This is a genomic window from Nostoc sp. DedQUE07 (assembly GCF_034530975.2).
Taxonomy (GTDB): domain Bacteria; phylum Cyanobacteriota; class Cyanobacteriia; order Cyanobacteriales; family Nostocaceae; genus Nostoc.
Map to the genome: position 1 here is coordinate 1 of NZ_JAVRCC020000052.1, position 11,595 is coordinate 11,595.

Below are 11,595 nucleotides of genomic sequence, written 5' to 3' on the forward strand. Positions count from 1 at the left end.
CTGCTGGCGATTCTGCTCCTGTAGCAATAAGCGCTCCTGCTATCAACGGTTAATTATAATCTGAGATACGCTCTTCACGATTCTCTATAAATAAAAGACGCTCTCCCGAAAGGGGGGGCGTTTTTGCATTGGGTTAATTGCTACGTTACAGCTATTTTCAGATAAATAGACAACGCGGTAGGGGCGCAAGGCTTGCGCCCCTACTTTTTTGAAGTGCAAAATCGCCTTTATCGGTGAGAACTTAGGAAATAATTATCAAAAAGTAAATTTTACGGGTAATAATTGCTAGCAGCGCAGATAATTGCCTGAAAGCTAAAGTATAAGGAGAAGCCAAAAATGATTTTACACCGTGGGCATAGGGTAGTAGCCGCTTTGTTGCTGTCGGTGGTACTACTGACAACAGCCTGTAGTCCAAAAACACCGGGACGTTTTGACCAGGCACAAAAAGAAAGCACTCAACAAAAAAGCGGTCAATCGGTAGCTAAAACCGCAACTCAGGGTAGCGAATTTAATCAACTTTTTCCAAAAGCTGGTGATGGCTACCAACGCGTCTATACCCAAGAGAAAAAAGGCTTTGCGGAAGCGAAGTTGAAAAAAGGCGGTAAAGATATAGCGTTGCTGTCTATTTCTGATACCACTAGCACACCCAATGCAGCAGCAAAGTTCTCGAAAAGCACTAAAAAAATTGGCGGTTATCCCGCAATAGAAGTTGGTAAAACGCAAACTGCAATTTTGGTTGGTAAGTACCAAGTAAAAGCACTTTCTCGCGATTCGTCATTTACAGCTAGCGATCGCGAAGATTGGCTAGAGAAGTTTAATCTTAATGGTTTGGCTAGACTGAAATGATTTGCACTCCTAACATTCAGATAATAAAACCTAAATAAGGAGATTTTTGTGAGTAAATCGATTGTTGAGTTAGTCGATCAATTGCCAACTGGCGGCTTGACTGTTTCTATGTTGAAGTCTCTCGATTTTGTTGCTCCTGGAGAGTGGCAAAATACCGTTGGCTTTGTTAACACTATCAAGAAAGTCACTGGCGAAGACGACGAAGATTTAATTCAGCAAATTGGCGAACGAGCGATTTATCTATTCAATGATAAATCCCAAGGATACCAAACAGCCTTGTGGTTATATCAAACTGTTGATAATACAGATAAAGCGCTTGGTGCAGCAGCTTTAGCTAACAAAGTCGGCGAAAAAATTCCTTTGTTGGGTTTTTTAAACTCTGTCACTCCCAAACCTGATAAAGCCCAAACTATCGATCTGACATTAAAATTAGTGGCTGAGTTAGTAGCCTTCTGTCAAATTAACGGCATTCCGGGAGACAGTATTGGGGATTTTGTCGCCTCTTTAGGAGAGTACAGTGGTGAGTCGCTGATCCGCATGGTGGCATTAGTTTGCGTTGATGGTTTGATACCTTTGGGCCCAGATTTTATCAGCAAAGCGATATCTGGGCTGAATCAAACAAATCCACAGGAGTTAGAACAAAACTCGACTTTCCAAAACATCAAAGATGTAATTCCAGGGAACAATGCTGGCAGTAAACTCAACTTTATCGGTGAAAGCTTTGACTCTGTGAAAGGTTGGATGAGTGGGTTAGTTAGCGCCAATAATTTAACGCCGCAAAAGGTTGTCCACAACTTGCAAAGTTTTACCGATATTGCTGATGACAAGTTGGACTACCTCGCAGCATTCCTGGATGTAGCAACAAATTATTATGAGCACACTGGCACGCAAACTTTAGCACATCGCTTGATTGAACGCGCGGTGGCTGAGATTTAGGTTGATGGGAAGTGGGGACTGGGAAGATTTCCCAATCTCCAATTCCTATTGGGGTAAATGCAAATCTGCTGCGATCGCATATAAGTAAGGTTGAAAAATAGCCAAGTTCTCTAGTTTATCAAATTTACCTGTTTGCGTACCTGTGTCAAATGCAGTAGTAATTACGTAAAGTTGAGTGCCATCAAAGGCAACATGACCGATATGTTGCTCTTGTACTTCACCTTGCTGCTTAAGTCCGACGAACCCATAGCGAATTCCCTGAAGCTTACCAATGGTTACTGGTTGCGGTGGGTAGGCTGAGAAAATAATTTGTTTTCCATATTTACCCTGTCGATCTTTGGCAAACGCAGTGTAGCGATCTACAACCCAAGTCTTAAGTACTGGTAATAACTGGGTTTGGTACTTGGGACTTTGGTAGTCTACTAAAGAAGCAGTTGGAATACCAGCTGCTAAGAGTTTCTTTCGGAAATCCTCATTGTTTGCTAGGGGATAAATGTTAATCTCAACTGTACCCAAACGTTTTCCTTTGGAGGAGACACACAACAGAGGTGCATTTCCTTCACAGGGAGCAACTTGCCAGTTAGTTGGAGCAGCAGCACTTCCCAGAATTTTCTGCCAAATATTTCCTTGATTAGAGTTGGGAAGTTTGGCAACGGTAGGAGATTTTACTACTTTAGGTGAAGAAAATTGGGGTAAAAAAAATTTGGCTCCCACCGGTATTGACACCAGCAAAATAGAACCTAGTAATAAATGATAAAGTCGTAACATTTTTTCAATATCCAGAGCCAGGGATTGCAGACTAACGATATCTACAATACTTTATGGATCTCTACTTCGGGAGAGTTTCTGGCTATGATGTATATCTAAGAACATCAATCAAGTTGTTCTTAGATTACATCTTATGGTTTATTGCCTAAGTTGACACATTAAGCAATACTGTACTCCTAGAAATAATTTGTATTGCTTTCAATGGTTCAGCCGTTTAATCTTCGTCAAGGGCTGGGAAAGCTTCTTCAAGCTGCCACAACCGATCTTTATTTTCAACGAACCAAATACGAGTTTCTGGAGTTAATTTACTCCAAATGTCTTCAACCGGGATGTGAGGAGATGCGTACTGATAATGCTGACCAAGTGATTTAAGATTGTCCGCTACATCATGGGGAATTCCAAATTGTTCCCAGTCAACTGTGATATGTCTTCCCGAAACTCCGGCTGTGGGGTCGAAAACCAATTGTGCCGATCTGATTAAATCAGCAAAGTGTTTCGGTTTGAGTTTGGTGATTTCCTGAATTTGGAGTGATTCGTTATGCTCTTGAGACATGATCGCCGCAGTGGTAAAGATTAGTGATTCAGTTGAATTTACTGCCAGAGATTTTTATCCCAATATTTTTACTTTAGCGCAGAGCCACTAACTCGATCGCGACTTAACCACACAAGGGGTTTAAGTAAATCGTTTAAGGTGATAAAATTTACCACACATATACCAGTACAATGTCTAAGTTAGTAATGAAAAGTTTGTAGTAAGCACTAAAGTGCTTAGAAAATAAGGACTTTAGTCGAATGGCACTAAGTTAAGATACAGCCCTTGCCCCAACTGGTTCCCAGCCTGGAGGCTAGGAACAAGGATACAATAAGTCTTTGGGCTTTACAAGCGTGCCATTCGACTAAAGTCCTTACTACGAACTGTTCCCAGTACCTATTTTAGTGACGAGTATAGGAATGCTCAAAGTGAGTTTTGAGTGTATGAGCCATAACAGAGATGACAATTGCTGCTATGGAAACCGATATTGCTGCGATTTTGATTCTAGAATCATCTGCAAGTATTGCTACAGCAGCTAGAGCGATCGCTATCCCAATACAACCTTGTTTAACCCTATTTGTCAGCTTATAAGCTCGATTGCAAGAATTACAAATAAGTGTGTGTCGTGAAAATCTGTCTAGCAAAATCGGCTTTGAATTCAACTCGTCATTCTCAACATTTTTAAATGTAGAATAGCCTTGATAAAAAGGCAAAGATGAGCCAAATTTATCTAGCCACTTACGGAACTCAATCACTAATGTGTCAGATGTTTTCAGCGGCAAATATAATTCTTTAAGACTTCTTCCCAAGCGCTCAATTTCTGCCTGTTGTCCTGCAATCAGAGGCAAATCCTGCTCCAATATTTTGTTCGTATTCAAGTGATCGAGCCAGCGCGGCCTCAGCTTGACTCCCCAAGTCATGAAATTACGATAACCTCTAGCTAAAAGACGACATCGCCCTTTACCTAAAGGAATTGAATACAAAGCTAGTCCAAATGTCCAATCTTTTTTTTCAATATAAGCAGTATTTAACACAAGACTTGGAGCAACAAAATCAATATATTTCCAGGCTTCATTTGATTTGTTAGCTCCCCGCCACCTGCCTTTAACCCCCTGAGCCGAATTCTCTAGCACTTCCATTTCTAATGGTTGGGCATTTTTACGATTACCACCACCCCTAGTGCCACTATGGCTAATAGCAACATGAGCAGGATCGATGACGTTTTCTACTAGATATGTTTGGTCATAAGGCAGATCCAATATAAAGTCTGCACACACAAATCCTGGCTTGTCTAAATCTGGCAAAATTGGAATAATTTCATCAACAGCAGTTTCTTTTTCGCCAGCCCACACCCAAATCATGCCTTGACGTTCCACAACCTTAAAAGATGGCACGCAAGCATTGACTGGAATTTTTGCATCTGCTGCTAATTGGGGAATGTGCAGACATTCACCATCACTGCCAAACTGCCAACCGTGATATAAACACTCAATTTTGCCGTCAATAATTTGTCCTTCAGAAAGTTTGGCTGTACGGTGAGGACAACGATCTGTTAAACAGATAAGCTGTCCATTTTGGTCTTTGAACAAAACCAAAGGTTCATCGTACAAGGAAAAGCTATGAGGGCGGTTGGCAGGTAAGTCTTTGACGAAGGTGACGGGATACCAGCATTGCCTCCAGTTAAATTCTTGCTTTTCCTCTAGTTTCTCAAAAGTAGAAGTTGGTGGTATCGCCTGTAGTGTTTCTGTTTCTAATGACATATTTATCTCCAGGTTTCTATTATTTTATACTTTTGGATTAGCAAATCTTTAGTCCTATAGATAGAACATTTCTAGAGTGAAACTTCAAAAATTAACCATGAGAAAGCATTCAAGCATTTTGAGAAAATCAAAGATCGTTTTGCTTGCGGAAAACACCCAAATGAGAAAGCAAACTGGGGTTTGAGTAAGTCAAAGGTCATTTTGCTTGCTGAAAATACCGAAATGAGAAAGCATTCAAGCATTTTGAGTAAGTCAAAGGTCATTTTGCTTGCTGAAAATACCGAAATAAGAAAGCATTTAAGCATTTTGAGTAAGTCAAAGGTCATTTTGCTTGCTGAAAATACCGAAATGAGAAAGCATTCAAGCATTTAGAGTAAGTCAAAGGTCATTTTGAGAAAGTATTTAAGTATTTTGAGCAAGTAAACGGGTATTTTTAGCAAGAAATAAGGCTTTTTGATAAAGTAATCAGCAAATATACTTGACAATGAAAAATAGCGCCAGCACAAATAAAGTAGGCGCTCAAATCACTTAATAACTTTTTTATAAGTTTCTGATTTCTAGAAGGATTGCCTCAGCTACTCATCTTCGATTAGAACTGTAACAGCAGCGATCGCAATCAACATTTCGTCATTTTTATCGTTGAGTTCGGGAATCGCCCGCCCTTGAACTATCATCCCCCCAGATTCTACGGTGAGGGTTTTTCGCCCAAATGGTAATACAGCGAGTACTTCTTCTTCTCTAACTTGTTCTGGATATGGCACTGCCACCTGAACTTCTATAATCATTTGATTGGGATGATTTAAACCTGCAACCTCCCAAACACCAGGTAAGGCATTGTGAGCGATCGCATTACGTACTGCCCTAGATGCTGCTACTGTTGGTTCTTGTCCGTGTTGATCGATTCCCATCCCCATTTCGATAATCAAGCGTTTACGCGCCATTGCTAACTCCGGTAAATCTTGCATCTTGACACTAAAAAAGGCAGAAGTTAAAGAAGCTACTTGGAAAAACACTTTGCTACTTACTGCATCCTCCTGCCCTCTGCCTCACAGCATACGTTGCAAGCGATTCAGACGCTCTGAGTAACTTTTCATTACCTGTAGAGCAAATACAGGTGTTTCCTGAACGGCAAAGAGAAACCCTTGCTCATTAAGGAAACCCAGCTTGGTATCCACCTTGGCAATAGCTGCGTAAGTTCTACTTTTTACTCCTACAAGTACCCCTGCACCAAAAATGTCGCCTGTTTCAATGGTTTCTACAATCTTGCCATTGACTAATATATCTACCTCTCCTTCGATAATTCCATACATTTCATCACCAGACTGCCCTTCTTCAAAGATGACTTGGCCTGCTGAAAATACTTTAGGGTCGGGTTGTTTTTGAAAGATACTGACTGTGACTACAGGACTTAGCATTAGAGCAACCCCAAAATTATTTATTTTTAGACGAAACTTTTTGATAGCTTTAGGCGAACCCAGAAAAGTATACTACTTTCTGTTGGTTAACTCTCAATCTCCGCAAAATTCCTGATTAGTCTGCTTATCGCCTAGAAACTTCTCTCTGGTTTTACTACGCAAAACCGTCTCTCTCTTCGTCAAAGAGACAGTTTTACCCCACCCTAACCCTCCCCTTATAAAGGGGAGGGAACTAAATTTTCTATTTCCCCCCAAAACATCGGGGGGATTAAGGGGGGTAATTCGACTTGTGTATGCACGGTAGCCGAAGCTGAGAGGGGCTGGGGGAAGGTCAAATAATACTTATCAAACTCAGGTTAAAATAGCGAATTTTGGTTTTCATGCCATCTTCTATAATTAATAAAACCTGCACACCTAATTTTAGGCATGAGACTGTGACCGAATCAGGAAGTTACAAAGATACTGTAAACCTACCCAAGACTAATTTTGATATGCGGGCAAACGCAATCAAGCGTGAGCCTGAAATCCAAAAATTTTGGGAAGAAAATAAAATTTACGATCGCCTCTTTGAAAATAACCCCGGCGAATTATTTATACTCCACGATGGGCCTCCCTACGCTAATGGCTCACTCCATATTGGTCATGCCTTAAATAAAATTCTCAAAGATATTATTAACCGCTACCAAATGTTACAAGGGCGTAAAGTTCGCTACGTTCCAGGTTGGGATTGTCACGGATTGCCAATTGAGTTGAAAGTTTTGCAGAATATGAAGTCAGCAGAACGGCAAAACTTAACATCTTTACAACTGCGGCAAAAAGCGAAAGAATTTGGTCTAGCGACGGTAAACGACCAGCGCCAAAATTTTAAACGCTACGGTATTTGGGGTGATTGGGATAACCCTTATCTAACTCTAAAGCCGGAATATGAAGCGGCTCAAATTGGCGTGTTTGGTCAGATGTTCTTAAAAGGCTACATCTATCGCGGTTTAAAGCCGGTTCACTGGAGTCCCAGTTCTCATACCGCTTTGGCAGAAGCTGAGTTGGAATATCCTGAAGGTCACGTTTCCCGCAGTATCTATGCAGCTTTTGCAATCACAAGTTTGGCGGAAACTGTAAAACCACTGTTGGCGGAATATCAGTCAGATTTGGGTGTGGCTATCTGGACGACTACACCTTGGACAATTCCAGGGAATTTGGCTGTAGCGGTGAATGCAGATTTGAATTATGCAGTGGTGGAAGTGGAACCCCACCCCCCAACCCCCTCCCCGCAAGCAGGGAGGGGGAGTGAGGAAGTTTCTTCCCTCTCTCCGTTAATGGTGAGGTTCCGTTATCTTATCGTTGCTGCTGATTTAGTGGAACGTTTATCTTCAACCTTAGGAGTTGAGTTAACTGTAAAAGCCACCTTCAAGGGGAATGATTTAGAACATACTACTTATCGTCATCCTCTATATGACCGCGAAAGTCCGATTGTTGTCGGCGGCGATTACATCACAACTGAATCGGGTACGGGGTTGGTACATACTGCTCCCGGTCATGGTCAAGAAGACTACATTGTTGGTCAGCGTTACGGTTTGCCCATCCTTGCACCAGTGGATGACAATGGCAATTTTACCGAAGAAGCGGGAGAATTTGCAGGGTTGAATGTTCTGGGTGATGGAAATCAAGCGGTAATTGATGCACTGGCTGCGGCTGGTTCTTTGTTGAAGGAAGAACCATATCCCCATAAATATCCTTATGATTGGCGGACGAAGAAGCCGACAATTTTCCGCGCCACGGAACAATGGTTTGCCTCTGTGGAAGGATTTCGGGAAGAAGCATTAAAGGCGATCGCCACGGTAAAATGGATTCCAGCCCAAGGTGAAAATCGCATCACGCCAATGGTAGCGGAACGTTCCGATTGGTGTATCTCTCGTCAACGCGTTTGGGGTGTACCCATTCCCGTTTTCTACGACGAAGCCACGGGAGAACCACTGCTGAACGAAGAAACTATCAACCACGTCCAAGGAATCATCGCAGAAAAAGGTTCCGATGCTTGGTGGGAACTTTCAGTTGAGGAATTATTACCAGAATCTTATCGTAATAATGGCAAGTCGTACCGCCGGGGTACAGACACAATGGATGTATGGTTTGATTCTGGGTCATCTTGGGCAGCTGTTGTCCAACAGCGTCCATTACGCTACCCTGCTGATATATATTTGGAAGGTTCCGACCAACATCGCGGTTGGTTTCAATCAAGTTTGCTCACTAGTGTAGCGGTAAATGACATTGCGCCTTACAAAACTGTACTAACTCACGGCTTCGCTTTGGACGAACAAGGGCGAAAGATGAGTAAGTCTGAAGGAAATGTAGTCGATCCAAATACAATCATTGAAGGCGGAAAAAATCAAAAAGTAGAACCGCCTTACGGTGCAGATGTATTGCGATTGTGGGTATCATCGGTTGACTACTCCGGCGATGTTCGCATTGGCAAAAACATCATTAAGCAGATGAATGATGTTAGAGGTAAAATTCGCAATACGGCGCGGTTTTTGTTGGGTAGCTTGGATGATTTTGACCCAGAAAAAGATGCAGTTCCCTTTGAAGAATTGCCAGAACTTGACCGTTATATGCTGCACCGCATCACCGAAGTGTTTGAAGAAGTAACCGTTGCCTTTGAGAGTTTCCAATTCTTCCGCTTCTTCCAAACAGTGCAGAATTTCTGCGTGGTGGATTTATCCAACTTTTATTTAGATGTGGCCAAAGATAGGCTGTACATCAGTGCAAAAGATGCTTTCCGCCGTCGCAGTTGTCAAACGGTGCTGAAGATAGCAATAGATAATTTAGCACGAGCGATCGCACCAGTGTTATCTCACACTGCCGAAGATATCTGGCAATACCTCCCATACAAAACACCTTACAAATCGGTATTTGAAGCCGGTTGGGTGCAGGTTGAGGAAAAATGGCGTAATCCAGAGTTAGCAGAATTTTGGGAAACGCTGCGACAACTCCGCACCGATGTGAATAAAGTGTTGGAACAAGCCAGGATAGAAAAACTCATTGGTTCTTCTCTGGAGGCGAAAGCTTTGATTCATATACCTAACAAACAATTAGGCGATGCTATCAAAGCCTTTAACCCGGTTAAGGGTAACGGGATTGATGAACTGCGGTATTTATTGCTGACTTCCCAGGTGGAATTATTAGATTCTGCTGAAGGGTTGCAAGGATTGAAATATACAGCGCAGACGGAAGACTGGAGAATTGGGGTAACGAATGCAGACGGGCAAAAATGCGATCGCTGTTGGAACTACTCTATTCATGTGGGAGAATCAGCAGAACATCCCTTAATTTGCGAACGGTGTGTTGCAGCCTTAGCTGGAGAGTTTTAAAAGCAAAAATTCCCCGGCACTAGCAAACTAAAAATGGCTAAATGCACTGACAGCAGTTTTCTTTTACATGAAGTACAAAACTACAGGATTTGAGGCAAAAGACAGAAACAAGCAAGTAGAAACTCTTGATGTTTGATGCCTGAGTCCTGCATTTTGTGCCTCATCTACTGGAAAACTGCAAGAATATAGAGACGAGCAGTGCTAAGTCTCTATTAGAGGATGTTTGAAAAGTCCTCTTGTTGGTAGCAAAACGTTCCAGATCCCCCTAAATCCCCTGATAAATTAGGGGACTTTAATTCCGGTTCCCCCCAATTTATCGGGGGGTTAAGGGGGATCAACAAGTGCCTAAAATCATAGGTAACTACTTTTCAAACAACCTTTTAGCGTTCTATATAACCGATATTTAATTTATAGAAATCTCTTTTTAACACGATGAAGTCCGCATAAGCGGACTTCGCTGTATAGCCTAGTCATTCCCAGAAATTACGCAACTGACACAAAGTTAAATATGTAATTAAATCAGGTTGCAGTCAGCGAGTGAAAGAATATTTTACGTAATACGTATTATAGTTATTTCGTATTATGCAGAAGTTTCAAGTGTAATATACTATAGTAAAAAAAAATTGGGTATTATTACTGAATATTTATCAGTATTTTCACTGTATTATCTTCTCTTAAATCGATAAATTAGGTTATTATTAAAAAAAAATAAAGGTATGGATTAATACGTGTAATCTGGTTTAAAACATCCATTAACTCAATCAAAATTTAAGAGATAGAGAGATATGTCAAACAAAATTGCTAAGGAATTGGCTGATTTTCTGGTGCAAATAGAACAGCGATCGCAGTTTCATACAGGCTATCCATATAATTTAAGTTGTGATTACAGTGCGATCGGTAAATTTTTCAATTTTCTGTTAAATAATGCTGGAGATCCATATATTGAACCAGATTTTGGTCTCCATTCTCGTAAGTTTGAGCAAGAAGTATTATCTTTTTTTGCCCAACTTTATAAAATTCCAGAAAATCAGTTTTGGGGTTATGTTACTGCTGGCGGAACTGAAGGTAATTTATATGGAATGTTCTTAGCAAGAGAAATCTACCCTGATGGTATTCTTTACTCATCACAAGACTCTCATTACTCCATACCAAAAGCAGCAAAATTATTCCGCATTCAACACAATGTTGTTAACTCACAAATTAATGGGGAAATGAATTATGAACATTTTGAAAAACTGATTAGCGAAAATCGCAATTATCCTGCGATCGTAAATTTGAATATTGGGACTACTGTCAAAGGCGCAATTGATAACTTAGACAAAGTTCTTGAAATTTTAGAGCGCAATCAAATTAAAGACTACTACATTCATTGTGATGCCGCCCTTTCAGGATTAATATTACCCTTTCTAGATGGCGCTCCACAAGTTAACTTTCAAAAACCGATAGATAGTATAGCTATTTCTGCTAAATTCATTGGTTCACCCTTGCCTTGCGGTGTAGTTTTAACCAAGAAAAAATGGGTAGAAAAAGTTGAAACAGCAATTGAATATATTGGTTCATCAGATACAACCATTTTGGGTTCTAGAAACGGTCATACCCCTCTGATTCTTTGGTATGCAATGAAAACAAGAGGTTATGATGGATTAGCCAAAGAAGCAAAGACTTGTATAGATAATGCTCAATATCTTTTCCAACAACTTAAAATCAGAGAATATCCATGTATGCTCAATAAATTTTCCAATACCGTAGTGTTTCAAAAACCTTCTCAAAGATTAATTAAAAAGTGGCAGCTAGCGATTTATGAAAATTGGGTACACATTATAGTCATGCAAAATATCGATCGGCACAAAATAGATGCTTTTGTTAACGAACTTTTGTTAGAAGAAGGATTAGTTGATAACGTAGATAATTTCCACCTACAATCAACACTACACTAAAAATAGATTCCCAAGTGAAATTAATCACCCAGTTTA

The 11,595-nt window shown here is 40.8% G+C and carries 9 protein-coding genes; 4 read left to right on the forward strand and 5 right to left on the reverse strand.

Annotated elements, in window-relative coordinates:
- The first annotated feature begins 336 nt into the window (after positions 1-336).
- Positions 337-846, forward strand: coding sequence for a hypothetical protein (locus RMZ95_RS27530; RefSeq protein ID WP_322685842.1), 510 nt, complete (start codon positions 337-339; stop codon positions 844-846).
- A 48-nt stretch (positions 847-894) separates the two neighbouring features.
- Complete coding sequence (locus RMZ95_RS27535) at positions 895-1,782, forward strand: hypothetical protein (protein ID WP_322685843.1); 888 nt, start codon at positions 895-897, stop codon at positions 1,780-1,782.
- Between the two features lie 45 nt (positions 1,783-1,827).
- Here the strand turns inward: RMZ95_RS27535 and RMZ95_RS27540 are convergent, their stop codons facing one another.
- From RMZ95_RS27540 to RMZ95_RS27560, 5 genes are all read right to left on the reverse strand, one after another.
- Positions 1,828-2,550 (reverse strand): hypothetical protein, encoded by a 723-nt coding sequence (locus tag RMZ95_RS27540; protein WP_322685844.1) that lies wholly within the window; start codon positions 2,548-2,550, stop codon positions 1,828-1,830.
- A 214-nt stretch (positions 2,551-2,764) separates the two neighbouring features.
- Positions 2,765-3,103, reverse strand: coding sequence for a hypothetical protein (locus RMZ95_RS27545; protein ID WP_322685845.1), 339 nt, complete (start codon positions 3,101-3,103; stop codon positions 2,765-2,767).
- A gap of 380 nt (positions 3,104-3,483) precedes the next feature.
- Positions 3,484-4,842 (reverse strand): Rieske 2Fe-2S domain-containing protein, encoded by a 1,359-nt coding sequence (locus RMZ95_RS27550; RefSeq protein WP_322685846.1) that lies wholly within the window; start codon positions 4,840-4,842, stop codon positions 3,484-3,486.
- 575 nt (positions 4,843-5,417) lie between these two features.
- Positions 5,418-5,783 carry a Lin0512 family protein gene (locus tag RMZ95_RS27555; RefSeq protein WP_322685873.1) on the reverse strand — a complete coding sequence of 122 codons (366 nt, stop codon included), beginning with the start codon at positions 5,781-5,783 and terminating at the stop codon, positions 5,418-5,420.
- A gap of 105 nt (positions 5,784-5,888) precedes the next feature.
- Positions 5,889-6,257 (reverse strand): cyclic nucleotide-binding domain-containing protein, encoded by a 369-nt coding sequence (locus RMZ95_RS27560; RefSeq protein WP_322685847.1) that lies wholly within the window; start codon positions 6,255-6,257, stop codon positions 5,889-5,891.
- Positions 6,258-6,691: 434 nt separating this feature from the next.
- Here RMZ95_RS27560 and ileS point away from each other — a divergent pair, with 434 nt between their 5' ends.
- Positions 6,692-9,622 carry an isoleucine--tRNA ligase gene (gene ileS, locus RMZ95_RS27565; protein ID WP_322685848.1) on the forward strand — a complete coding sequence of 977 codons (2,931 nt, stop codon included), beginning with the start codon at positions 6,692-6,694 and terminating at the stop codon, positions 9,620-9,622.
- Between the two features lie 785 nt (positions 9,623-10,407).
- Entirely contained in the window at positions 10,408-11,559 is a 1,152-nt protein-coding gene (locus RMZ95_RS27570; RefSeq protein WP_322685849.1) for a histidine decarboxylase, read from the forward strand.
- The last annotated feature ends 36 nt before the right edge of the window (positions 11,560-11,595 follow it).